This window comes from Methylocella silvestris (assembly GCF_002891535.1).
Classification (GTDB): domain Bacteria; phylum Pseudomonadota; class Alphaproteobacteria; order Rhizobiales; family Beijerinckiaceae; genus Methylocapsa; species Methylocapsa silvestris_A.
Map to the genome: position 1 here is coordinate 28,073 of NZ_PDZR01000008.1, position 24,118 is coordinate 52,190.

The following is a 24,118-nucleotide window of genomic DNA, read 5'->3' on the forward strand; positions in this document are numbered from 1 at the left end:
GCGCCTATTTCGCGGATTTGGACCGCCCCGAGCGAGAGGAAGTCCTTTTCCCCCGCGGGGCGTTTGAGAGCAGATCTTTCCCAAAATCCGAATCCCGCCTAATCTTGCGCAGGCGCACGATAAAAAGCATAGCTCAAGCTTTGGCGCCGGGAGGAAAAGATGAACGAACAGTCCGGCTCGCAGTTTTTCCACGGCGCCTGTCCGCATGATTGTCCCGATACCTGCGCGATGGTCTATGAGGCGAAGGATGGGGCGCTCGTCGGCGTCGTCGGCAACAAGGAGCATCCGTTCACGCGCGGCGGCCTTTGCGTGAAACTCAAGGATTTTCACGCGCATCACTACAATCCGGACCGGCTGCTTTATCCGCTGCGCCGCTCCGGCCCGAAGGGGTCTGGGCAATTCGAGCGCATCTCCTGGGATGAAGCCGTCGCGACGATTGGCGCGCGCTGGCGCGACATCATTGGCGAATTTGGCTCTCAGGCGATCATGCCCTACAGCTATCTCGGCAACATGGGGCTGGTGCAGGGCATCAACTCGGGCGACCCCTTCTTTAACCGCCTCGGCTCGACCGTCAATGAAAAGACCTTTTGCGCCTCCGGCTCCTCGACCGCCTGGCTGCTGACGGTCGGACCGACAGGCGGGGTCGATCCCGAAAGCTTCGTCCACGCCAAATATATCGTCATCTGGGCGGCGAATTCGATCTCCACCAATCTGCATCATTGGCCGTTCGTGCTCGAGGCGAGGAAGCGCGGCGCGAAGATCGTCGTCATCGATTCCTGCCGTTCGAGGACGGCGAAGGCGGCCGATTGGCACATTGCGCCAAAGCCCGGATCCGACGGCGCGCTGGCGCTCGGATTTATCAACGCCATCATCGAACAGGGGCTGGTCGACGAAGATTATGTCGATCGACATACCTACGGATTTGCGGAGCTGAAGGAGCGCGCGGCGGATTTTACGCCCGACTATGTCGAGGAACTGACCGGCGTGAAGGCGGAGGACATCAAGCGCTTCGCGATGGAGTTCGCGACCATACAGCCGTCCGTCATTCGCGTCGGCGTCGCGCTGGAGCGGAGCGCCGGCGGCGCGCAGGCGATCCGCGCGGTATGCGCCCTGCCGGCATTGGTCGGCTCATGGCGCCATGTCGGTGGCGGATTGTTGCAGATGCCGCTGTGGGAATTTCCAATCGATTGGGTCAAGGCGTCGCGGCCGGACTGGATCAGGCCCGGAACCCGCGTCGTCAACAATCTCAAGCTGGGGGCCGCGCTGACCGGCGGCATGCCGCTCGATCCGCCCATCAAGAGCCTGTTCGTCTACTGCACCAATCCGGTCAGTCAGGCGCCGGAAACCAACAGGATCGTCGAAGGCCTGAAGCGCGAAGATCTCTTCACTGTGGTTTCAGAGCATTTCCTGACCGATACGGCAAAATACGCCGATATCGTGCTGCCAGCCACCATGGCCGGCGAGCATGACGATATGATGTGGTCGTGGGGCCATTTCTATCTGACCTACAATCAGAAGGCGATCGAGCCGCGCGGCGAATGCAAGCCGTCGTCGCAGATGTGGCGCCTGCTTGCGCGTGAGATGGGCTTTGACGATCCGGTCTTCTCGCAGACGGACGAAGAGCTCTGCGCCGCCTATATCAATTGGGATGCGCCGCAGCTGGGCGGGGCCGACTTCGCCCACCTTAAAGAGCAGGGCTTTTTGCGGATCAACGTCGGTGGACCGGACGAGCGGGCGCCACATGCGCATGGCAATTTCCCGACGCCATCGGGCAAGGTCGAATTCCTGCTGCATGACGCGAAAAACTTCGTCGCGCCGCCCTTCCGCATGATGTATGAGGCTGAGCAATCGGGCGAGCCGGTCGATCCGCTGCCGGGCTATGCGGCGCCGCGCGAGACGCCGCAAACCAACCCGGCGCGCGCAGAGCTTTTCCCGCTGAATATCATTTCACCGAAAAGCCACGGCTTCCTCAACTCCTGCTACGCCAATGAGCCGCACAAGATCAAAGGGCAGGGCGAGCAATTCGTCATCATCAATCCGGGCGACGCGCAAAATCGCGACATCCGCGATGGCGACCCGGTCCGCGTCTTCAATGATCGCGGCGATTTCCAGGGGGTCGCCCGCGTCAGCGAGGATTCGCCGCAAGGCGTGATCGTAGCGACGCTCGGCTATTGGCGCTCGCTCAACCGCTCGGACGGGTCGGTGAACTGCATATCATCCGACGCCTGGAGCGGGCTCGGCCGGGCGCCGACATTTTCGGACAACCTCGTCGAAGTGAGGCGGGCGAACTGAATGTTTTGGCGCGCGCATTGAGCGAGCGCTTCCGCAGCGGCGTCGAACGTGGCGTCGCAAGCAACAATCCTTGCGCGGCGGGGCTCATGCCTCGCCGCGCGGAGACATAGCGTTTTCCCGGGGGAGGGGGGCGTCTGCGGACGGTCCACCGCGCCAGCCCAAAAGCTGAAGGCTCTTTTGACCAAGCGGATGCGTTGAAGCAATGGGTTAGAGCAAAAGGCCGATCAGATCGGCTTTTGCTCTAAGGCTTCGGCTCCTTTGGCGCCTCCACGCGCGCGCTCTTGCCTTTCCTGCCCGAGCCCTGAGTCTTGCCGGCCTCCTGCAATTGCGCCTTGAGCGCGAAGGCGCGCCCCTGCGTCATCTTGAGGGCGCAGAATCCGTGCGTGTCCTCTTTCGCGTAAGTGCGGCAGACGACTTCCCGCTCGGAAGAAAACCCCGCCTGTTCGGCGGCGATCTTCTTCACTGCGTCCTTGTCCTTGCCGGGGCTCGAAAGCAGCGCGCGAAAATTGTCTCTCATGGAAGCTTCGGCGCGTCCCCTCGCCTTTTCGAACAGCTTGATTTGCTTGTCGTCGATCGAGGCGCCGGCAGGCCCCCAGAGGCCAGCGGGATTGACCCGGCAGTCGGCGGCCGTGAAGGTGCAGGATGCGCCGCCGCCCGTGACGAGAATGGCGCCGTCGAGCACGTCGAAGGCAAAAGGGCAGGCCTCGACGCCGACCTCGAAGCGGAGCAGCCCCCGCGTCTTGACGGCCGGCGTCGCCTCGATCGGCGCGCCGGCGACGACATCGACGCGGCAGGTTTCGCCGCGATGGGAGATTTGTTCGCCTTCGAGCGAGAGGGCGGTGATTTCGAGCGGCGCCCCGCTTGTCCCCGCGCCGTCGCCGCGCTTGAAGGCGATCCGCCCCTGCGATCCGTCGCGCAGGAGATCGCGGTCGACGATCGACTCTTCCGAGGGCGGCTTCTCGATCACGGGTTTTGGCTTTGCCGGCGCCGACGTCCCCTCTGCTGACGGCGCCCCCGGGGGCTTCGCCGCGCCCTCCGGCGTCGCCTGCAAGGCGCCGGGCAGCATCATTTGCGCGCACGCCTGCGAGCCGGCCAGAAGCGCGGCGAGCAGGGCGGCCGGAAAATGGAGTTTCAAGGAAAGCCTCGGAGCAAGGGCGGGGACATGGGACGTGAGGGCTCAATCTAGCGGCTTGCGGCCGCGAAGGAAATCGCCGCCTGAGGCGCGGTCCCGCCAGAGCGGACAGAATTCATGCCTGGCTCTGCGGCGTCATGACAATTTTATTCGCCAGATCATAATCTTATCGCCCCCTCCGTCCCGACGTTCGCGGACGCGCATGGCGCCGTCGCGACGTGAGCGGAGCGACTATAGCGCGGCCGCTTCGTCTTGCGCGCGGCGAGGCTCCTCTTATATACGGGCGATCTCGTGCGCCATCTTGCGCTCCTGCTTTGTAATGCCAATTTGTTGACTATCGGGGACCGGGCGGAAATCCGTCCGCCCATAAGCTGGATCGCTTCGGGGTCCGCTGGTCTTGCGTATCGAAGGGAAGAAAAAACATGGCGAAAGTAATCGGAATCGACCTTGGCACCACCAATTCCTGCGTGGCCGTCATGGAGGGGACGACTCCAAAAGTGATCGAGAACGCGGAAGGCGCGCGCACCACGCCCTCGATCGTCGCGTTTACCGACGATGGAGAACGTCTCGTCGGCCAGCCGGCCAAACGCCAGAGCGTCACCAATCCGGAGCGGACCTTTTTTGCGATCAAGCGCCTGATCGGCCGCACCTACGACGATCCCATGACCAAGAAGGACATGGGCCTCGTTCCTTACAAAATCATCCGCGCCCCGAACGGCGACGCCTGGGTCGAGGCCGACGGCAAGCAATATTCCCCCTCGCAGATTTCCGCCTTCATCCTGCAAAAGATGAAAGAGACGGCCGAAGCCTATCTCGGTCAGCCGGTGTCGCAGGCGGTGATCACCGTGCCGGCCTATTTCAACGACGCCCAGCGCCAGGCGACCAAGGACGCCGGCAAGATCGCCGGGCTCGAGGTGCTGCGCATCATCAATGAGCCGACCGCGGCTGCGCTCGCCTATGGCCTCGACAAGAAAGGCGCTGGCATCATCGCCGTCTATGATCTCGGCGGCGGCACCTTCGACGTGTCGATCCTCGAGATCGGCGACGGCGTGTTCGAAGTGAAGTCGACCAATGGCGACACTTTCCTCGGCGGCGAGGACTTCGACATCCGCCTCGTCGAATATCTGGCCGACGAATTCAAGAAAGAGAGCGGCATCGACCTCAAGAAGGACAAGCTGGCCCTGCAGCGGCTGAAGGAAGCCGCCGAAAAGGCCAAGATCGAGCTGTCCTCGGCGACGCAGACCGAGATCAACCTGCCCTACATCACCGCCGACGCCTCCGGTCCAAAGCATCTGACCCTGAAGCTGACGCGCGCCAAATTCGAGGCGCTCGTCGACGATCTGATCCAGAAGACCGTCGAGCCCTGCCGCAAGGCGCTGAAGGACGCGGGCCTCACCGCTGGCGAGATCAACGAAGTCGTCCTCGTCGGCGGCATGACCCGCATGCCGAAGGTTCAGGAAGTCGTGAAAAGCTTCTTCGGCAAGGAGCCGCACAAGGGCGTCAATCCGGATGAGGTCGTCGCCATCGGCGCGGCGGTTCAGGCCGGCGTGCTGCAGGGCGACGTCAAGGATGTGCTGCTGCTCGACGTGACGCCGCTCTCGCTCGGCATCGAGACGTTAGGGGGCGTATTCACGCGTCTGATTGACCGGAATACGACAATCCCGACCAAGAAGAGCCAGGTCTTTTCGACGGCGGAGGACAATCAGACGGCGGTCACGATCCGCGTGTTCCAGGGCGAGCGCGAGATGGCGGCTGACAACAAGCTGCTTGGCCAGTTCGATCTCGTCGGCATTCCCGGCGCGCCGCGCGGCGTGCCGCAGATCGAGGTCACCTTCGACATCGACGCCAATGGCATCGTCAATGTGACGGCGAAGGACAAGGCGACCAACAAGGAGCAGCAGATCCGCATCCAGGCGTCGGGCGGCCTCAGCGAGGGCGATATCGACAAGATGGTGAAGGACGCCGAACTCCACGCCGCGGAGGACAAGAAGAGGCGCGAACTCGTCGACGCGCGCAACCAGGCCGAAGCGATGGTCCATTCGGCGGAGAAATCGCTGAGCGAATTCGCTGGCAAGGTTTCGGACGCCGACAAGAGCGCCGTTGAGGCTGCGATCGCCTCGGTGAAGGGCGTGCTCGAAAGCGAGGATGTCGAAGGGATCAAGGCGCGCACCAATGATCTCGCGCAGGCCTCGATGAAGCTTGGCGAGGCCATGTACAAGGCGGGCGCCGAAGCTGGCCCGCAGGAGGGCGGCGGCGCCGAGAAAGACGATGTCATCGACGCCGACTTCAAGGAAGTCGGCCCCGACGACAAGAAGAAATCGGCCTGACCGGGCAATCCGGAGCGCCGTGACGTGACGATGCGCCTCCAGGCCCGAGGGATCTTGAAATCTCGCGGTCTGGAGGCGGTCTTTTGGGCTAAAGCGAACGGCAGCGGGAGCTTGCCTCGCAGCACATATTTTGCTTTAGCCTTGTCTGACCAAAGCGGGGCCTTCGTTTCATTCAATTCGAAAGCGGGATGGAGGCGGCGTTGGTCGGCTGCGGGCAAAGTTGCGACGAAGCGCGGGCCGCGCGCCTGAAGGCAAGATAAGCTATGAATCGGAACGCAGCGGAAATGGCGAAACGCGACTATTACGAGGTTTTGGGCGTTTCCAGAAGTTGCACGGAAATCGACCTGAAGGCCGCCTTCCGCAAGGCCGCGATGGAGCATCATCCAGATCGCAATCCGGGCGACCATACAGCGGAGATCAAATTCAAGGAAGTCAACGAAGCCTATCAGACGCTCTCCGACCAGCAGAAGCGCGCGAGCTATGACCGTTACGGCCATGCCGCCTTCGAGCAGGGCGGGTTTGGCGCCGGCGACGGCTTCGCCGCGTCGATGTCGGATATATTCGACGATCTGTTCGGCGACGTAATGAACCGGCGCGGCGGCGGCGGCCGCAGCGGCGCGGTGCGCGGCTCGGATCTGCGCTATAATATGGAAATCACGCTGGAGGAGGCCTTTCACGGCAAGGTCGCGACCCTCACTTTGCCGGCTTCCGTCACCTGCGATGTCTGTTCCGGCTCCGGCGCGAAGGCTGGGGCGAAGCCGCGCGCCTGTCCGACCTGCGGCGGCCACGGCCGCGTGCGCGCGCAGCAGGGATTTTTCGCGATCGAGCGCACCTGTCCGAATTGCCACGGCCGCGGCGAGATCATCGACGACCCATGCTCGCCCTGCGGCGGGACCGGACGCGTGACGCGCGAGCGTAGCCTCTCGGTCAACGTGCCGCCGGGCGTCGAGGATGGCACGCGCATTCGCCTTAGCGGCGAGGGCGAGGCGGGTCAGCGGGGCGGCCCCGCCGGCGATCTTTATATTTTCGTGTCGACGCAGCCGCACCCTTTCTTCAAGCGTGACGGCGCCGATCTGTTCTGCCGCGTGCCGATTTCCATGGTGCAGGCGACGGTCGGCGGCGACGTCGAGGTTCACACGCTCGGCGGAGGGTCGGCGAAGGTCAAGATTCCGGAAGGAACGCAGTCCGGCAGGCAGTTCAAGCTCCGTCATAAGGGCATGCCGGTGTTGCGCTCGCGCGACATGGGCGATCTTTATATTCAGGTCGACGTCGAAACGCCGCAAAATCTGACCAAGCGCCAGCGCGAGCTTTTGGCGGAGTTCGAGGCCGAATCATCGACCAAGACCCACCCGGAAGCCTCTGGTTTCTTCGCCAAGATGAAAGATTTCTTCGAAAATCTGAGCGGACAGTAGACTTCGACTTGTCGGCGGCGGCGGCAAAGCGGTCCTGGCCGCATGCGGCTTCCTTGACGCACCGCCGATTGTCGCTATTTTCGCGCGGAACCTCGCGTGCGGCTTCTCGGCGCGCCTATTATCGAATTCGGGGAGAATTTATGTGCTAGGCGATCTCTCGCGCGGCCCAAAGCATCCCTCTCCCAAAAAGCGTAAGCCGATCGAAACGGGCCTCGCCGACGAGGCGCGGTTCATTAAATCCTGGTTTGAGAATCCGCTGCGCGCTGGCGCGGTGTCGCCTTCGGGGCGCTTTCTCGCGCGCATGATGGCGCGCTACGTCGATCCGCACAAGGCCGGCCCGGTTGTCGAGCTCGGGCCGGGCACGGGCGCGATCACTGAAGCGCTGCTCGCCCGCGGCGTTGCGCCAGACCGCCTGTATCTCATTGAGTTCGACCCGAATTTCTGCCGTCACCTGCGCCGGCGCTTTCCCGGCGTGCATGTTATCGAGGGCGACGCCTACCGTTTTCGCGAACTGCTCGCGGGGCGTTTCGATGAGGCCGTGACCTCCGTCGTCTCGAGCCTGCCCCTTCTCGTCAAATCAGAAAAGCAGCGGTTCGCCCTGCTAGGCGACGCCTTCGACTGTATGGCGGCCGATGGCACGTTCATTCAGTTCACTTATGGGGTGGTCTCGCCGATCCCGCGCGACTCGTCCATGGGGCCGGCGTTTCGCGCCGAACCGTCGCCGCCCGTCTGGCTTAACCTGCCGCCGGCGCGCGTCTGGGTTTACCGGCAGGGGGCCTCACTTGAAAGCCGGGCGCGTCCAAATCCGGCGCAGGAGTTTTTCGACCGGCTGAGGAGCGGCGCCGAGCGGATCCAGATCGACCTCAAGCGCGAATTCGATGGCGCGCGCGCGCGCCTTTCGCCCAAGGCGCGGCTCTCAGAGCCTGCCCGCAAGACGAGGCGTCCGGGGGCCCCGTCATCCCACAAGGGCAGGGGCGGCAAATCCCTGCGGCCATGAAGCCAGGGGACATCGCCGGGCGGGACCGCGGCGAAGCGCTCATCGTCGCGCTCGATTTTGCGACGCCCGAAGAGGCGCGGCGGATGATAGCGACGCTGGGCGAAAGCGTCTCCTTCTACAAGATCGGTATGGAGCTCGCTTATGGTGGAGGCCTTCCGCTTGCGCGCGACCTGATCGACGCGGGCAAGAGGCTTTTTCTTGACCTCAAGCTGCACGATATCCCGACCACTGTCGAGAAAGCTTGCGCCAATGTGGCGCGGCTTGGCGCGACCTTTCTGACCGTGCACGCCTATCCGCAGACCATGGCCGCGGCTGTCCGCGGCGCCTCTGGCTCCGGATTGCGCATTCTTGGCGTCACCGTGTTGACCTCTTACGACGACGACGATCTTGCTGAGGCCGGATACGCTTTTGGCGTGAGCGAGCTCGTCGCCCGCCGCGCGAAGCAAGCGCGCCTCGCCGGCGTCGATGGGTTGATCCTCTCGGCGCGCGAGCTCGAAGCGACGCGGCGCGAGGTCGGGGCGGACTTCCTTCTCGTCACGCCCGGCATCCGGCCGGAGGGCGCGCCGGCCGGCGACCAGAAACGCACCATGACGCCGGGCGAAGCCATCGGCGCCGGCGCCGATTATCTCGTGATCGGACGCCCGATCACCGGCGCGGCCGATCCGCGCGCGGCGGCTGAGGCCATCCTAGCGGACATCGCGGAGGCGCAAGGCCGCATCCGCGTTTCATGATCTAAAGGAGAGTTGGAATGGGCGACATGCGCCTCGTGGTCGCCGGGGCGGCAGGCCGGATGGGCCGGGTCCTTGTTCAGATCGTCCAGCAAACCCCCGGCGCCATGCTTTCGGGCGCGCTGGCCCGGGCCGATTCGCCTGCGATCGGTCAGGACGCCGGAGTTCTGGCCGGCTGCGGCGAAATCGGCGTCAAGATAAGCGCCGATCCCTTGCGCGCCATCGCTGACTGTGACGGCGTGCTCGATTTCACCTCACCAACGTCGACCATGGCGCTTGCGACCCTCGCCGCACAGGCGCGCGTCGTTCACGTCATCGGCACGACGGGGTTTTTGCCGGCGCATCTCGAAGGGCTCGCCGCCGCAGCGCGTCACGCGGTGATCGTGCGGTCCGGCAATATGAGCCTTGGCGTCAATCTTCTCGCGGCGCTCGTCGAGAAAGCGGCGCGAACGCTCGGGCCCGAATTCGACATCGAAATCGTCGAGATGCATCACCGCGCGAAAGTCGATGCGCCCTCCGGGACGGCGCTTCTTCTCGGCGAGGCGGCGGCGCGCGGCCGGAACATTGATCTTGCCTCCCATTCCCTGCGCGCCCGCGATGGACACACCGGGCCGCGACAGGAGGGCGCGATCGGCTTCGCCTCGCTGCGCGGCGGCGGCGTCATCGGCGAGCATAGGGTGTATTTCGCCGGGGCAGGGGAGCGGCTCGAACTCGCGCATGTGGCGGAGGACCGCAGTATTTTCGCGCGCGGCGCCGTCAAGGCGGCGTTATGGGGGCGGGACCGGAAATCCGGCCTCTATGTGATGGCCGATGTGCTGGGCCTCTCGGAACACTCATAACGGCGCGAAACCGCAGTGGTCGTTCAGGCCAATCTATATCCATAAATATATAGCAAGATGAGCGGGGCGGCAGCGAAGACTACCAAAAGATAGGCCGCGCACCAGCAGAGCTGAAGCGCGGCCATCATGCGAGCTTCCCGGGGGCCTCTGGGAAGTTCAGATGACAATTTGATGAATTTTGCCGGTTTTGTCTAGTAACGATTGAGCGACCAGTGATGAACCGCTGCGCATTGCTGCGGGATGTTCGGGCTTGGCGCCTGTTTCAAGACGAGACATCACAGCGAGGGCGACAGCCGCGCAAGCTAATACTACCACCAAAAACAGAGAAACCTGAAGCTGCCGCCGCGCCGCGCGCAGATCATAGCGGCGCACGAAGCCGGCGTCGGGGCTTGGGTCGAAATGATCGGCGATGGACATGCCGCAACTCCCTCGCCGCATCGCTGCGGCAAAAACGATCAGGCGCTTGCTGAGTGCAGCAATGCAGCTTCGAAGGCAGTTTGCCTGTGCGCCAGAACACGGCACCCGCAAGGGCGCTTTTGGCCCTCATTCGGTAAAGAAAGCATTTGGCGCGCAAACGTGCTCAGTCGAAAAAGGTTTCAGGGTTAATAGCTTATCCTCAAGTCCGGCGCCGAGCCTTGAACTGCCTTGGACGAATCGACCCGTCGCCGTTTCCTGATCGCCGCGTCATTCCCGTGGCTGGACGAGCACGCTAAATCAGTTATTCATCTGGCAAACCGGAGCCCTTTGTTATGCCCTTCATCGCCGACGCCCTCCTTCGCGTAAAACCCTCCGCCACCATCGCGGTGACCCAGAAGGCGCGCGATCTGAAGACCGCCGGGCGCGATATCATCTCCCTTTCGGTCGGCGAGCCGGATTTCGATACGCCGGACAACATCAAGGAGGCCGCGATCGCGGCAATCCGCCGCGGCGAGACGAAATATACGCCGGTCGCCGGCATCGCCCCCCTGCGGGAGGCGATCGCGGCCAAATTCAAGCGCGAGAACGGGCTCGACTACAAGCCGGCGCAGACCATCGTCGGCACCGGAGGCAAGCACATCCTGTTCAACGCCTTCCTCGCCACGGTCAATCCGGGCGACGAGGTGATCATCCCTGCGCCCTATTGGGTCAGCTATCCCGATATGGTGCTGATCGCCGGCGGGCGCCCTGTCGCCGTTGAAACGACGATCGAGCACGGCTTCAAGCTGCAGCCGGACGCGCTCGAGCGCGCGATCACGCCAAGGACGAAATGGCTGCTTTTGAATTCGCCGTCGAACCCGTCGGGCGCCGCCTATACCCGTGACGAGCTGAAAGCTCTCACCGACGTGCTGCTGCGCCACGAGCACGTCTGGATCCTGACCGACGACATTTATGAGCATCTCGTCTATGGCGATTTCGCCTTCACGACGCCGGCTCAGGTCGAGCCGCGCCTGATTTCGCGCACGCTGACCATGAACGGCGTCTCGAAATCCTACGCCATGACGGGCTGGCGCATCGGCTTCGCCGCTGGTCCGACTCAGCTCATCCAGGCGATGGAGATGCTTCAGGGGCAGCAGACTTCCGGCGCCTGCTCGATCGCGCAATGGGCCTCGGTGGAGGCGCTGAACGGGCCGCAGGATTTCATCCCCGAACGGCGCAAGGCCTTCGAGGCGCGCCGCGATCTTGTCGTCTCGATGCTCAATCAGGCCAAATATCTGCGTTGCCCGATGCCCGAGGGAGCCTTCTACGTCTATCCGTCCTGCGCCGAGGCGATCGGCAAGCGCGCCCCGGACGCCAAGCTGATCCAATCCGATGAGGATTTCGTTTCGGCGCTGCTCGACGCAGAGGGAGTCGCTGTGGTCCAGGGCTCGGCCTTCGGGCTCGGGCCGAATTTCCGCATCTCCTATGCGACCTCGACCTCCGTGCTGGAAGACGCCTGCATTAAAATACAGCGCTTCTGCGCCAGCCTTGATTGAGCGGGGGGAGCGCCGGGCGCATTGCTGATGGCGTAAAACTCTGGTTTCATCCGTGTGGGCCGGACAATCTTCCCATCGGAGGCCAGCATGCTGAGAGACGATACGGGCGGCGGCGGCCGGCGGCCGTCGCGCAATGTTCTGGGCCAGCCGCTTGCCGGGTGCTCCGATGATCCCCTGACCGGCTTCTTCCGCAACGGCTGCTGCGACACCGCCGCCGAGGATGTCGGCAGTCACACGGTCTGCATCGTCGTCGACGCGGAATTTCTGCGCTTCTCGAAATCGCGCGGCAATGATCTTTCGACGCCGTTGCCCCAATATGGCTTTCCGGGACTTAACCCCGGCGATCGCTGGTGCCTCTGTGCGCCGCGCTGGGCCGAGGCGCTTGAGGCCGAGGCCGCTCCGCGCGTCGTGCTGCAGGCGACGCATGAGGGCGCGCTCGAATCCTGCGCGCTGTCTGATCTGAAGCGTTACGCCGTCGATTTGTCCTGAGGCAGGCCGTCCGCGCCAAACGCCAGAATCTCGCGCGTATAAAACTCGTTCACCTCGGAAAAGGGGCGCCCGTCCGGGCCGTGGACGAGCGCGCGATGCTGCAACACGCGCCAGGGAATCGCGGAGATCGCAGGCTGCGTATCTTCCGCAGGGCGCCAGTATATCTCGACGGCAAAGGTTTTTCGCACCGGATGGAGCGCGATGATCGCGCGGCCGAACGGCATGTCGCTCGTCTCCAGCATGGCCCTGATGCCGGGACTGAGGCGGCTCGGCACATACCAGTTTTCGGCCTCGGACAGAATGGCGCCGCCGCATAGAAGTTCGACCCGGCGGTAAAGCACGATCTCCTCGCGGCCGACTTCGAGACGCTCGCGCTGCTCGCGGGTCGGGGCCTTGTCCGGGCCCGCCATTCGCCGCGCGCGGATCGGGCCGCCCGCCGCGGCGCCACGGCGCCACTGCTCAAGCGTCGCAGTCGCGCTATGGGAGGCAAGGAGCGCGGCGTTGAAGCCTTGCAGCCGCGCGCCGGCCTCGGCCGGCAGAAGGCGCAACTGCGCCGGCGCGCGCGCGTCCTCTTCCGTCGCCGCCGTCCCCGATCGTCCAAAACTGTCGCGGCGCGGCATCAAATCCTCTTCGAGAGCGTTCCGGCGGGCAAGCGGCGGCAAGCACCGGCCGCGCGGTCAGCATAGCCGATCGCCGCGGCAAATCCCAAAAGGGGACCATCCGTCGCGGCGCGGTTTGTGGACATCGCCGCGCAAATGAGGCTAAACCTCAACCGGCCTCTGGAGCATGCGCCGCAAGCGGCAGCCTCGCTTCGACCGCATCGCGGGCGGCCGCATCTTCCGACAGCCGTAGCCGCGACCTTTCGCGCCCGGCGCTTTCCGGCCAGGGGAACGATGTTTCAAAAACTGTACCGATGGACGTTGCAGCTCGCGGAGAGCCGGCATGCGCCGCTCGCGCTCGGCGCCATAGCCTTCGCCGAGAGTTCGTTTTTTCCCGTTCCGCCCGACGCGATCCTCGTGCCGATGTCGATCGCCCAGCCGAAACGGGCCTGGACCTATGCGTTGATCTGCACGGTCGGCTCCGTGCTCGGCGCCTTGCTTGGCTACGCCATCGGCGCGCTGCTTTTCGAAACTCTCGGCAAATGGCTGATCGATCTCTACGGCTATGGCGCGCGCGTCGACGAAATGCGGGCGCTTTATGCCAAATGGGGCTGGGCGGTCATTCTCATCAAGGGGTTTACGCCGATCCCGTTCAAGCTGGTGACCATCGTCAGCGGCCTTCTTGCCTATAATCTGCCGTTGTTCGTCCTCTTGTGCATGATCACGCGCGGCGCCCGCTTTTTTGCCCTCGCCCTCGTCCTCAAATATTACGGCGAGCCGATCAAGAAGCTGCTCGATCGTTATTTCGGCTGGTTCCTCCTGATCCTTGCCGTCGTTATCGTGCTCGGCTTCTGGATCGCCGGGCATTCCCTCTGAGCGCGCAATGTCAAAGTTTCTGACGCCTATGCGGCTTGCCGCCGCCATTTTCCTTGTAGCGGTGGGGTCGATCGGCGGCGCCTGGATCTTTCAGGCGATGGGCTATGCGCCCTGCGAACTTTGCCTCAAGGAGCGCATCCCCTACTATGCCGCAATCCCGCTCGCCGCCTTGGCCGTGTGGCTTGCCGGGCGCGGCCGGCCGGGTCTGCTCGCCGCCTGCTTCGCCGCCATCGCCGTGATCTTCGCGGCGGGGGCCGCGCTGGGCGTCTATCATTCCGGCGTCGAATGGGGCTTTTGGCCGGGCCCCACGGATTGCACCGGTCCGCTCGATCACGCCGGCTCGGTGAATGATTTTCTAAAGCAGCTTCAGACCGTCAAGGTGGTGCGCTGCGATGAGGTCGCGCTGCGCGTCTTCGGCCTCTCGCTCGCTGCCTGGAACGCGGCGATCTCGGTGGGGCTTACGGCGCTGGCGGCAATCGGCGTCGCGCTCAGTCTCCGGCGGCCAGAAGCGCCCGCGCCCTGAGCTTTTCAGTCTCGCTTTTCAGCTGGCCGCAGGCGGCGAGGATGTCGCGCCCGCGCGGCGTGCGCACCGGGCTCGCATAGCCGGCGTTGAAGACGATATCGGAAAATTTCTCGATCACGGCGTCGTCGGAACATTCATAAGCCGTTTCGGGCCATGGATTGAATGGGATCAGATTGATCTTGGCCGGGATGCCCTTCAGCAGCCGCACGAGCTCCCGCGCGTCGGCCGGGGAATCATTGATCCCCTTCAGCATCACATATTCGAAGGTGATCCGCCGCGCATTGGAGGCGCCGGGATAGTCGCGGCAGGCCTGCAGAAGCGCGGCGATCGGATATTTCTTGTTGAGCGGCACAAGCGTGTTGCGCAAATCGTCCCGCACGGCGTGCAGCGAGATCGCCAGCATGGCGCCGGTCTTTTCGCCGAGTTCCGGCAGTTTTGGGACGACGCCGGCGGTCGAAACCGTGATGCGCCGCCGCGACAGGGACAGCCCGTCGCCATCGGACAGGACGGACACCGCGTCGACGACACTGTCCAGATTGTAGAGCGGTTCGCCCATCCCCATGAAGACGATGTTGGTGACGAGGCGCGAACCGCTGTTCGAACCCTTGCCGTCCTGCGGCACAAGCCCGGGGAAATCGCCAATCCTATCGCGGGCTATAATCAATTGAGAAATTATCTCTTGCGCCGTTAGATTGCGCACAAATTTCTGCGTGCCTGTGTGACAGAAGGAGCAAGTCAAGGTGCAGCCGACCTGGCTCGAAACACAGAGCGTGCCGCGGTCGACATCCGGGATATAGACGCATTCGACCTCGGCAGGACGATCGCTTTCGCGCGAGGGCGCGAGGCGGATCAGCCATTTCCGCGTGCCGTCCGTTGAAACCTGCTCGGTGACGATCTGCGGCCGCGCCAGCGTGAAGCGCTCCGCCAGCTGCGCGCGCAAAACCTTGCTGACGTTCAGCATGTCGTCGAAGGAGGCGGCACCGCGATGATAGATCCAGTGCCAGAGCTGCGCCGTGCGCATGCGCAGCTCCCGCTCCGGCGCGCCGATCTCGAGGAGCGCGGCGGCGAGCCCGTCCCGGGTCAGTCCGGCGAGCGAGCGCGGCGCCCTGGCGCAATCGTGATCGGCCGCGGTGGCCGGCGTTTCAAGCAAAGTGGACGAGGTCATCCGCGCCTCTTACCATGGAAGGCGGGAATTCTCCATAATCCCGATGCATTGAACGCCCGTTCACAAAGCAGCACACATCATCGCCGCTCGACCTCGATCCGGGACACAACATGCCAGTTTTTCGTTCACTGCCGACTCGCCTTGCCCTCGTCGCGTTCCTCGCCGCCCCGGCAGGCGCCGCCCCCGCGCAGGAATTTCTCACCCTGAAGGATACGGTCCCCTCGATCGCCATAACAGGCGAGGCGAGCCTTGAAGTCGTACCCAACATCGCCATTCTCTCGCTTGGGGTCGAGACCGAGCGGCCGACCGCGATCGAGGCGGCCAATGAGAACGCCAAAGCGACGCAGGCGGTGATCGCCGAGATCAGGGCCGCGGGAATTGATTCGCGCGATATGCGCACCCTCGGGGTGACGCTCATGCCCGTCTATGACGAGACGACCGACGCCAATGGCCGCGTGACCAAGCAGACTTTACGCGGCTATCAGGCCCGCAATGATCTGTCGGTCCGGGTTCGGCAGATCGACAAGGCCGGAGCGCTGGCGCGGCAATGGATCGAGAAGGGCGTCAATCAATTCGGCGGCGTCGAGTTCGACGTTGATCAAAAGGAAGCGAAATATGACGCGCTGCGCGGCGAAGCCGTGCGCGACGCCCTGCGCAAGGCGACCTCTTTCACAAGCGGCCTTGGAATAAGACTTGGCCGTGTGCTGGCAATCTCCCCGCCAGAGCGCGGGCGGGGTCCGATGCCGATGGCGATGGCGGCGCGGGCGGCAAAGAGCGACGCGGCCAGCGTTGCGATCCCGATCGAGCCCGGCGTGCAGACGCTGCGCATTGAGGTGCAGGTCGCCTGGGAGCTGGCGCAGTAGCTTTTACTGCGGGGGCGGCTTGATTCCGCCAAGCGCGTCGGCGAGGCGCATTTGCGCCGACCCCGGCCGCAGCGGCTTCTGCTGACTTTCATGCGGTGCCCAGCCGGAGATGAAGACGAGGTCGAATGTCGCGCGGATGCGCCCGTCGGCATCGCTGAACCGCTCCGCGTAAATCTCCGCCGCCCGCTGGAACAGAGCGCGACGGACAGGACGGCGGCGGCGCGCGACAAGCGAATTGGTTGCGCCCATGGCGCGCAGATCCGCCATCAGCGAAAACAGATCGCGATAACGCACGATCGTCGTTTCGCTGTCGGCGACGGGCAGGGCGAAGCCGGCCCGCTGCAGGAGCCCGCCCATGTCCCGCACATCGGCGAAAGGGGCGACGCGCGGGCTGGTCCCGCCGCTGACCTCGGTTTCGGCTACAGCGAGCGCGCTGCGCAATTCATGCAAGGAGCGCCCGCCAAGCAGGCAGGCGAGAAAGAGCCCGTCCGCTTTGAGCGCGCGGCGGATCTGGATCAGCGCGCCCGGCAGATCATTGACGCTTTGCAGATTGAACGCCGAGACCGCGAGATCGAAGCTCGCATCAGCGAAGGGCAAACCCTCTTCATCGCCGACCAGCCGCAGCCCGCAGCCGCCGAGCGCCGCCGGAATGGCCGCCATTCGCGTTAAAAGGCGCCCCTCTGTCGCGAGCCGCCGCGCCAGTTCCGGCGAGGGCGTGCCGATATCGGCCACATTAGCGAAGGGCCGCACGACCAGACCGAGACGGTCGCAGACCCCGTCGATCGCCGCCTGCAGCAAGAAATCCTCGAAGCCGGATCGAACCGCGCGCAAAAATCTGCGGCGTAGCAAGGCACGGTCGAACAAATCCTCGGCGCTCACCGCGGCCGCGGTCCAGAGCGCCGAGCTGCGCCATAAGAAGGGGCTCCGGCGCTCTCTGGCGGCGCGCGCAAAACGCTCTTCTGCATTGCGAAAACCTGCTGGATCATTTTTTCGCCTTGGCTATATTGGGCGCGCGGCTGCGTCGAAATGACCCGCCCGTGGAAATCAATCGGAGGCGGGCGCCGCGCATGAATAAGGTTTTTCCAGACGCAAAATCGGCTCTGGCGGACGCCGTCCAAGACGGCATGACCATGATGTGCGGCGGTTTCGGCCTCTGCGGCATTCCGACCGAACTCATTCATGCCCTGCGCGACACGGGCGTCAAGCATTTGACCGTCGTCTCCAACAACGCTGGCGTCGACGGCGCGGGGCTTGGCCTCTTGCTCGAGACGCGGCAGATCAAAAAGATGGTGTCGTCCTATGTCGGCGAAAACAAGCTGTTCGAACAGTTGTTTTTATCGGGCGAGCTTGAACTTGAATTCAATCCGCAGGGCACGTTGGCCGAGCGCATCCGGGCGGGCGGCGCGGGCATTCCGGCCTTCTTTACCAAGACGGGCGTCGGCACGGTGATCGCCGACGGCAAGGAAACCCGCGAATTCGACGGGGCGACCTATGTCATGGAACGCGGCATCGTCGCCGACGTCTCTCTCGTCCACGCGTGGAAGGGCGACACCGAGGGCAATCTCGTCTTCCGCAAGACCGCGCGCAATTTCAATCCGATGATGGCGAGCGCCGGCAAGATGACGATCGCCGAGGTCGAGCACCTCGTGCCGGCCGGCGAGATCGACCCCGACCAGATCCACACCCCCGGCATTTTCGTGCAGCGCATCGTGCATACGCCAAACATCGCCAAGCTGATCGAGAAGCGGACGACGCGTCCTCGCGCCGCGGCCTGAGCGAACCCACTTCAAGGAGAGAGAAATCGATGGCCTGGACGAGGGATCAGATGGCGGCCGAGGCCGCCAAGGAATTGCGCGACGGTTTTTATGTCAATCTCGGCATCGGCATTCCGACGCTCGTCGCCAATTATATTCCGGCCGGCATGAATGTGCAGTTGCAGAGCGAAAACGGCATGCTTGGCATGGGCCCCTTCCCTTTTGAGGGGGAGGAAGACCCCGATCTCATCAACGCCGGCAAGCAGACCATCACGGAACTGGCGACGACCAGCTTTTTCTCCTCCGCCGACAGTTTTGGCATGATCCGCGGCGGCCATATCGATCTCGCCATCCTCGGCGCGATGGAGGTCACCGAAAAGGGCGATCTCGCCAATTGGATGATCCCCGGCAAGATGGTGAAGGGGATGGGCGGCGCGATGGACCTTGTCGCCGGCGTCAAGCGCGTCGTCGTCGTCATGGAGCACACCGCCAAGGGGCAGTCGAAGCTGCTGCATCATTGCACGCTGCCGCTGACGGGCTCGGCCGTCGTCGATCGCGTAATCAGCGATCTTGCCGTATTCGACATCGACAAGGCGGGTGGAACCGGCATGGTGCTGATGCGGCTCGCCGACGGCGTTACGGTCGACGAGATCAAGGCCAAGACAGAAGCCAAATTCACCGTCGCGCCCGACCTTGAGGTCAAGGCGGCGTAGCTCTTCTAGAGCATTTTCCGCAAAAGTTGCAGACTTTTGCGATAAGAAAATGCGTTGAAACAAATAGATAGAGCCTTTTCACGATTCCATGAATTGTGAAAAGGCTCTAGATCACCCGCGCGAACACCAGAACGTCGACGCGTTTTGCCTTGGCGCGCAGCAGCGCGCGGGCGGCGGCGTTCACCGTCGCCCCCGAGGTCATGACGTCGTCGACCAGCACGATGGCGCGGCCTTCGACCCGTGCGATCATGTCCCCCCGGACGCGAAAAGCGCCCTGCATGTTGATCGCCCGCTGCGACTTGGTGAGGCGGACCTGCGACGCTGTCGGCTTCACGCGCATGAGGCTGAGCGGATCGACCGGCACGCCGCTCGCCGCCGAGACCGCCTGCGCCAGCGCCTGCGCCTGATTGAAGCGTCGCGAAAACAGGCGCCCGCGATGCAGCGGGATCGGCATCAGGCCGTCGGCCTCGTTGAGAATATCGACGCCGGCGCGCGCCATCCAGGCTCCGAGCGGCTTAGCGAGCTCCATCCGGTCGCCATATTTCAATCGGTGGATGAGATGACGGACTGGGCCGTCCTCGAATTGCGCGACGGCGCGGGCGCGTTCATAGACCGGCGGGTTCGCCACGGCGTCGGGCGACAGCAGGCCTTCGCCGCCGAGATCGAAGGCAAAGGGCACGCCGAGACGTTCGCAAAACGGCCGTTCGATGAAGCGCACTTTCGCCCAGCATGTGGCGCAGAGCGAGCCATGCGCTGCGGTCGCCTGCCGGCAACTGAGGCAGGACGGCGGAAATACAAGGTCGGCAGCGGCGCGCGCTGCGCCGCGCAGCGGCGGCGCGATCAAGGTGAAGGCCGAGCGCAGCATGGCGGCCGCCTCAGTGAAGGGATCGCCGGCGCGGCGCGCGCGCATCATCGGACTTCGGCCCCGCATTCGGCGGCGATAGCGCGCCGCAGCAGTTCCTGCAACGCTTCGACGATTTTGGCGCCTTTCCAACCAATTGCAACGGCGCCGATCCGCTCGATGGGCGCGATCAGGCGCAGACTGTTGGTCATGAAGGCGGCGTCGGCGGAGCAAAACTCTTCAAGGGTCAGGGCGCGTTCCCGGCAGTCGAGGCCGAGCGCCGGCGCCCGCTCCAGCAGAAAGCCGCGGATGATTCCAGGCAGCGCGCCGTCGGCGAGCGGCGGGGTGGCAAGCTCGTCGCCATGGAGCGCGAACAGATTGCCGATCGAGGCGCAGGCGACGCGTCCGGCGCCGTTGAGAAACAGCGCCTCATTGCAGCCGCGCGCGGCTGCGGCCCTCATGGCGAGGATGGCGTCGAGATAGGAGAGCGTTTTCAGGCGCGAGGTCGGCGAGGTTTCATTGCGCCGGATTTCGGCGACGTCGATCGCAAGTGGCGGCCCGAAGAATCCCGGCGTGAAGGGCGAAAGCGCGCCAAAGATCACCGGCTTCTGAACGCCTGCGGGAACAAGGCCGCGCAACCCCGCGCCGCGCGTGACGGTGACGCGCAGCACATGCCGGTCGCCGCGGGGCGCGAGCGCGCCGATACATTGGCGGATGGATGTTTCATCGGCGGCGATGTCGAGTTCGCGCAGGGCGTTCAGGAGACGCGCAAGATGCGCCTCCTCAAGGAACACGCGGCCGTTCAGCACGAGCGCCGTATCGAATACGCCGTCGCCGAGCGTCAGGCCACGATCGCCGAGATCGAAGGGCGCGCGGCTTTGCGGGTAAAGGACGCCGTCAAGCCAGTACATCATGCGGCCTTGTTCGACGGGCGCCGCGCGCGAACGCTGGTCTCAAGGGTCGCATCTCCAAAATATGATCCAGATCATTGACAGGGAAAAATACGCCCTGTTGTGTTGGCGCGAGCGGCCCCGACTGCCGGTTCAGCGCTTTTTTGAGACCACAGCCTGCTTTTCTGCCGCCGGCTGTTGCGCGAGACCGGCGAAAGCGAGCGCGTTGTTGCGGCCAAGCGTCAGAACCTGATCAGAAAGCGCTTTGTCGGCAATGACGCGGGAAAGCTGCAGGCTTCCCATCAATTGGGCGAAGATCCCATAGGCCAAAGCGAGGCGCTCTTCGGGAGATTTTTTTTCCGGCAGGCCTGTCGAAATCCGGGCGATGAGGCGCTGCAGCTCCTTGCCGAATGCGGTTCGCGTCGCTTTTGGACGGCGCGTCACCTCGGGCGCGAGGGCCGCCATGGCGCAGCCGGTCGCCGGCTTGTCGCGGTGCGGTGGGGATAGGTAGAAATCGATATAGGCGCGCAAATCGAGCGGCGAAGCAGGGACGGCGGTCGCGTCTTTCGCATAGACAGAGGAGGAGCTGAGCGCGAGAATTAGCGCTTCCTTGACCAGGGCTTCCTTCGAGGCGAAATGGGCGTAGAAGCCGCCATGGGTCAGGCCCGCGTCGGCCATGAGCGAGGCGACGCCGACGCAGTCGACCCCCTCCGCGCGAAACCGCTGCGCGGCGATCTCCACGACGCGGCGATGCGTATCCGCCTTATGACCTTTCTCATATCTTGACATTCAATCCTCACAGCAAATTGGTTGCAGCGCAATATTCGAATCAAAATTCACTACATAAGATGATATTAATAATATCTGCATCGGCAAAGCGCAAACTCGTTCCGGCGCGCAAAAAAGCCGCCGTGCAAGAAATCAGGCGCAGAGGGTGTGCTTGGCCGCTTGTCATATGGTTGGCGCGGACGAATGACGCGGCGCAACCCGGCATGCGCATCCGCGGCGCCTCGAGCGGGCGGCGACGGGAGCAGGAGACGGAAGCGTTCGCGGCAGCTCTATTCGTCGTTTTCGCTGGTCAGATCCTCGACGTCGATCGAGCCGCCTTTTTGCGACCCGTTCTGCAAACGGACGCCCGGAGAACCCTCGCCGAGAAACGCGACGCCGGCCGCCTCAAGCGTGCGCTGAACCGCCGCGAGAGCCTCGGGACGCCCCGCGATCGCGCCGTCCCCGGCGGCTTCCATGGTCGCGATCGTCTCCTCGCCGACCTTCGCCAATCTGGCCAGCGTCGCCTGATCCATGCCGATCAGCGCCCGCGCGGCGGCAAGTTGATAGCCTGTGGTCAGCATTCTCTGCACCCGGACGTTAAATTTCTGATCAGATCATAACCGCAAGCAGGTCTGGCGCCACCCCCGCTTCGCGCAAGATGGCGTTATTCCTGTTTGAATGCCGCCTCCGCGAAGGCTACGCGCAAGAAGGAAACGGCGGCGCGGCGCGTGCTGGCGAGGCCGTATTTCGGGATTATTACGTTCGGATCTGTTGCATTTGCACAGATCCAGGACCGGTTACACGGATCAATAATGAAGAGGCGCCTCGGGCAAGCGCGACTGGAAAAATGGACTTCTAGAACCGCAGGCCGATTCCGGCGATCGGGCCGTGGAGGACGATATTGATGCCGCTCTGGCCAACGCCGCTGCCCTTCGCATAATCGACCTCGAGGGCGCGATAGCCGATCATGCTCTGGCAATTGAAGCCGTAGAACTGGAAGTTGTGGACGTAGCCGCCAACCGTCTGCCAGCTGATCTTGCTGCCGACGCCGAAGCCGCCAATGTCGCCCTTGAGCTGGAATTCGTCGCCCGAGGCCAGTTCCTGGCGCAGGCGCAGGCCGACCAGCGGATCGACCCAGGCGAGTTCGCCGGAATCAGCGAGCGCCTGGCGTCCGATCTGGGTCAGCCCCAGCGCCGGGATGTTGGCCGCTCCGACAATGTCGAGCGACACGTTTGTGCGCATGTTCCAGTATCGCGCGCCGGCGATGGCGTCGATTGCGGTAGAGGAGCCTGACGGCCCGTCCCAGCGGAGAACCTCATAAGCGCCGCCGCCTTCGAGGATTGCTCTCGCGTTGAATTTTAGATGCCCGGTCCCGTCGGCGGCAAGAGTGAGGCCGGTCACCGGCGTGCGCTGGGCGAGGATTGAACCCGAGGCGCGCACCTGCGCCCAGACATAATCGGCAAAGATGGAGAGCGGGCCGTTGCGCGCCTCGATATGGGCGGCGGCCTCGAGCGGTGGCGAGCTGGATTTGGTCAAAAGATCGGGGAAGCTGACATTGGCGCCGATCTGCTCGCCATGCGCGGTGGTCGTGCCGTTGAGCGAGAGCGCCCACAAATAGGGCATCACCGTCACATGCCAGTCGGCGAAGGCCGGCGGCGTCAGCGCGACGAATTGCGGCGCGGGAAGCGTTGGCGCGGCGCCGGACGCTGTGGGCGCGCTGCCGACGAAGCGATAATTGAGGCCGCCGCGGATCATGACGCCCTGAAAGCGGGTCGAAGTCGAGATCCCCGTGCCAACCACGCCGTCGCCGATCAGCGCGCTATGGATCAATGGAACGCCGCTCGTGTTGGCGGAGCCGAGATTGTAGTAGAGCGCTTCGAATTTGGCTGACATCGCGTCGGTCAGCGCCATCTCGCCGCCGCCGCCGATGGTCCAGCCGAAGCGGTTGCTAAAAAAGTCGCTCTGCGCCGCCGCTGACGGAAACACCGACGGGTTGAACGACTGTCTGACTGTCGTCGCTGTCGAAAGGCCGCCATAGGCGAGACCGCCAGTGACATAGGCCATGATCGTCGGCGTGACGGCGTAACCGAGGCGCCCGCGCACGGTGCCGAGATATTCCAGCGTGCGGTTGACGCTGACGCTGGTGGCTACGTTGAAGGGCGGGACGGCAGCCGGCGTCACCGTGGTAAAGCCGCCGCCGCCGCGCACGCCGCCGGCGGCGATGTCCGTCTCGACGCCGGCGATCCAGCGATCGCCGAACTGCCAGTTGTAGCCAAGCTGGCCGCCCGACATGAAACCATTGAGACGCGCGCCGACCGCGCCTGTCGCTCCGGCCGCGGCAGCCGCGCCCCAAAGGTGCGGAATGACCGCCGACGAATCGCCAAGATCGACGGCTGATGTGTTGAACGAGGTGCTGGCAGGAACGGCGTAACCGAAATTAAAGCCGATATAGAGGCCGCTCCAGGTAAAGACCGGCGGCGGCGGAGCGAGATCGGCGGCGAAAGCCGGCGCTGCGAGGCAGGCGCAGCCGGCGGCCAATAGCGCTCGCGCGTTGTGAAACTTGGCGCTTAGGGAAATCACGTGGCGTTTCCTTATCCCGATCGGCCTGATCAAGTGTCCGCCGATTTGGCAATTATCGTGTCTTGGCGCCGCGACGTCATGCGTCAGGCGCGAAAGAGGCCGGATTAATCGTTGACGTGCCTTATCCGCAACAGGATGGCGGTCGCGTCGCTTTTGCTCTCCGCAAATCAGGCTTGCGGGATGGCGCATCGGAGCTTCAGGCGTCATCGCTGGTCGCGCCAGGAGGCTTTCGACAGGGCGATGGGAGCCGGCATGGACGAAGCGAAACTCCTTTCCTTTCCGCCCATCCGGTCGGCCGGTTGCGCAGCAAGGCCCGAACTCCGCCGGCGGCGCGTTTGCATTCAGGCCAGCCCGCGCTCGCCCCCAGGCTTCAATCGG

23 protein-coding genes are annotated in these 24,118 nt (G+C 64.0%); 13 read left to right on the top strand and 10 right to left on the bottom strand.

All coding sequences use genetic code 11. The features are described 5' to 3' along the window. The first annotated feature begins 159 nt into the window (after positions 1–159). On the top strand, positions 160–2,292 hold the full coding sequence (locus CR492_RS08890) for a molybdopterin-containing oxidoreductase family protein (protein ID WP_102843401.1): 2,133 nt from the start codon (positions 160–162) through the stop codon (positions 2,290–2,292). Between the two features lie 241 nt (positions 2,293–2,533). Here the strand turns inward: CR492_RS08890 and CR492_RS08895 are convergent, their stop codons facing one another. Then, complete coding sequence (locus CR492_RS08895; protein WP_102843402.1) at positions 2,534–3,427, bottom strand: hypothetical protein; 894 nt, start codon at positions 3,425–3,427, stop codon at positions 2,534–2,536. A gap of 419 nt (positions 3,428–3,846) precedes the next feature. On the opposite strand from CR492_RS08895, the gene dnaK reads away from it, so the two are divergent. The 5 genes from dnaK to dapB all read left to right on the top strand — a co-directional run bounded on the left by dnaK (position 3,847) and on the right by dapB (position 9,727). Continuing rightward, positions 3,847–5,751 (top strand): molecular chaperone DnaK, encoded by a 1,905-nt coding sequence (gene dnaK / locus CR492_RS08900; protein WP_102843403.1) that lies wholly within the window; start codon positions 3,847–3,849, stop codon positions 5,749–5,751. A 284-nt stretch (positions 5,752–6,035) separates the two neighbouring features. Further along, on the top strand, positions 6,036–7,163 hold the full coding sequence (gene dnaJ, locus CR492_RS08905) for a molecular chaperone DnaJ (protein ID WP_102843508.1): 1,128 nt from the start codon (positions 6,036–6,038) through the stop codon (positions 7,161–7,163). Positions 7,164–7,305: 142 nt separating this feature from the next. Continuing rightward, the gene (locus tag CR492_RS08910; protein ID WP_102843404.1) at positions 7,306–8,160 is read left to right on the top strand and encodes a class I SAM-dependent methyltransferase; all 855 of its coding nucleotides are present in this window, start codon (positions 7,306–7,308) and stop codon (positions 8,158–8,160) included. Continuing rightward, a complete protein-coding gene (gene pyrF / locus CR492_RS08915; protein ID WP_102843405.1) occupies positions 8,157–8,891 on the top strand; it encodes an orotidine-5'-phosphate decarboxylase in 735 nt (244 codons plus the stop codon). The genes CR492_RS08910 and pyrF overlap by 4 nt, the downstream gene beginning before the upstream one ends. Before the next feature lie 17 nt (positions 8,892–8,908). Next, on the top strand, positions 8,909–9,727 hold the full coding sequence (dapB, locus tag CR492_RS08920; protein ID WP_102843406.1) for a 4-hydroxy-tetrahydrodipicolinate reductase: 819 nt from the start codon (positions 8,909–8,911) through the stop codon (positions 9,725–9,727). 156 nt (positions 9,728–9,883) lie between these two features. Here dapB and CR492_RS08925 read toward each other — a convergent pair whose 3' ends face one another. Beyond that, positions 9,884–10,144: a hypothetical protein gene (locus CR492_RS08925; RefSeq protein WP_102843407.1), complete on the bottom strand. Its 261-nt coding sequence runs from the start codon at positions 10,142–10,144 to the stop codon at positions 9,884–9,886. Positions 10,145–10,476: 332 nt separating this feature from the next. Here CR492_RS08925 and CR492_RS08930 point away from each other — a divergent pair, with 332 nt between their 5' ends. Further along, positions 10,477–11,679 carry a pyridoxal phosphate-dependent aminotransferase gene (locus CR492_RS08930; RefSeq protein WP_102843408.1) on the top strand — a complete coding sequence of 401 codons (1,203 nt, stop codon included), beginning with the start codon at positions 10,477–10,479 and terminating at the stop codon, positions 11,677–11,679. Positions 11,680–11,766: 87 nt separating this feature from the next. Beyond that, on the top strand, positions 11,767–12,168 hold the full coding sequence (locus CR492_RS08935; protein ID WP_102843409.1) for a DUF2237 family protein: 402 nt from the start codon (positions 11,767–11,769) through the stop codon (positions 12,166–12,168). On the opposite strand, the gene CR492_RS08940 is transcribed toward CR492_RS08935, so the two are convergent. After that, positions 12,147–12,788, bottom strand: coding sequence for a hypothetical protein (locus CR492_RS08940; RefSeq protein ID WP_146030224.1), 642 nt, complete (start codon positions 12,786–12,788; stop codon positions 12,147–12,149). The two genes, CR492_RS08935 and CR492_RS08940, sit on opposite strands and share 22 nt — an antisense overlap. Positions 12,789–13,061: 273 nt before the next feature. Between CR492_RS08940 and CR492_RS08945 the strand changes: the two genes are divergently transcribed. Together CR492_RS08945 and CR492_RS08950 are read left to right on the top strand one after the other, a co-directional pair. After that, on the top strand, positions 13,062–13,643 hold the full coding sequence (locus CR492_RS08945; protein ID WP_102843509.1) for a YqaA family protein: 582 nt from the start codon (positions 13,062–13,064) through the stop codon (positions 13,641–13,643). A 7-nt stretch (positions 13,644–13,650) separates the two neighbouring features. Next, a complete protein-coding gene (locus CR492_RS08950; protein ID WP_102843411.1) occupies positions 13,651–14,166 on the top strand; it encodes a disulfide bond formation protein B in 516 nt (171 codons plus the stop codon). Here the strand turns inward: CR492_RS08950 and rlmN are convergent. Beyond that, the gene (gene rlmN, locus CR492_RS08955) at positions 14,132–15,331 is read right to left on the bottom strand and encodes a 23S rRNA (adenine(2503)-C(2))-methyltransferase RlmN (protein WP_102843412.1); all 1,200 of its coding nucleotides are present in this window, start codon (positions 15,329–15,331) and stop codon (positions 14,132–14,134) included. The two genes, CR492_RS08950 and rlmN, sit on opposite strands and share 35 nt — an antisense overlap. 110 nt (positions 15,332–15,441) lie before the next feature. On the opposite strand from rlmN, the gene CR492_RS08960 reads away from it, so the two are divergent. Beyond that, positions 15,442–16,194, top strand: a complete 753-nt coding sequence (locus tag CR492_RS08960; RefSeq protein ID WP_102843413.1) for an SIMPL domain-containing protein — start codon at positions 15,442–15,444, stop codon at positions 16,192–16,194. A gap of 3 nt (positions 16,195–16,197) precedes the next feature. Here the strand turns inward: CR492_RS08960 and CR492_RS08965 are convergent, their stop codons facing one another. Continuing rightward, a complete protein-coding gene (locus tag CR492_RS08965) occupies positions 16,198–17,073 on the bottom strand; it encodes a class I SAM-dependent methyltransferase (RefSeq protein ID WP_102843414.1) in 876 nt (291 codons plus the stop codon). 188 nt (positions 17,074–17,261) lie between these two features. On the opposite strand from CR492_RS08965, the gene CR492_RS08970 reads away from it, so the two are divergent. Beyond that, complete coding sequence (locus CR492_RS08970) at positions 17,262–17,969, top strand: CoA transferase subunit A (RefSeq protein ID WP_102843415.1); 708 nt, start codon at positions 17,262–17,264, stop codon at positions 17,967–17,969. Positions 17,970–17,998: 29 nt separating this feature from the next. After that, positions 17,999–18,661 carry a 3-oxoacid CoA-transferase subunit B gene (locus CR492_RS08975; RefSeq protein WP_102843416.1) on the top strand — a complete coding sequence of 221 codons (663 nt, stop codon included), beginning with the start codon at positions 17,999–18,001 and terminating at the stop codon, positions 18,659–18,661. Between the two features lie 106 nt (positions 18,662–18,767). Here the strand turns inward: CR492_RS08975 and CR492_RS08980 are convergent, their stop codons facing one another. The 5 genes from CR492_RS08980 to CR492_RS09000 form a co-directional block, all read right to left on the bottom strand. Continuing rightward, positions 18,768–19,574: a ComF family protein gene (locus CR492_RS08980; RefSeq protein WP_102843417.1), complete on the bottom strand. Its 807-nt coding sequence runs from the start codon at positions 19,572–19,574 to the stop codon at positions 18,768–18,770. Further along, on the bottom strand, positions 19,571–20,413 hold the full coding sequence (locus tag CR492_RS08985; RefSeq protein ID WP_102843418.1) for an aminotransferase class IV: 843 nt from the start codon (positions 20,411–20,413) through the stop codon (positions 19,571–19,573). The genes CR492_RS08980 and CR492_RS08985 overlap by 4 nt, the downstream gene beginning before the upstream one ends. Before the next feature lie 132 nt (positions 20,414–20,545). Beyond that, positions 20,546–21,181, bottom strand: a complete 636-nt coding sequence (locus tag CR492_RS08990; RefSeq protein ID WP_102843419.1) for a TetR/AcrR family transcriptional regulator — start codon at positions 21,179–21,181, stop codon at positions 20,546–20,548. Positions 21,182–21,450: 269 nt separating this feature from the next. Continuing rightward, positions 21,451–21,741 (bottom strand): hypothetical protein, encoded by a 291-nt coding sequence (locus CR492_RS08995; protein ID WP_180982486.1) that lies wholly within the window; start codon positions 21,739–21,741, stop codon positions 21,451–21,453. A 274-nt stretch (positions 21,742–22,015) separates the two neighbouring features. Further along, the gene (locus CR492_RS09000; protein WP_180982487.1) at positions 22,016–23,740 is read right to left on the bottom strand and encodes an outer membrane protein; all 1,725 of its coding nucleotides are present in this window, start codon (positions 23,738–23,740) and stop codon (positions 22,016–22,018) included. Positions 23,741–24,118: the final 378 nt, after the last annotated feature.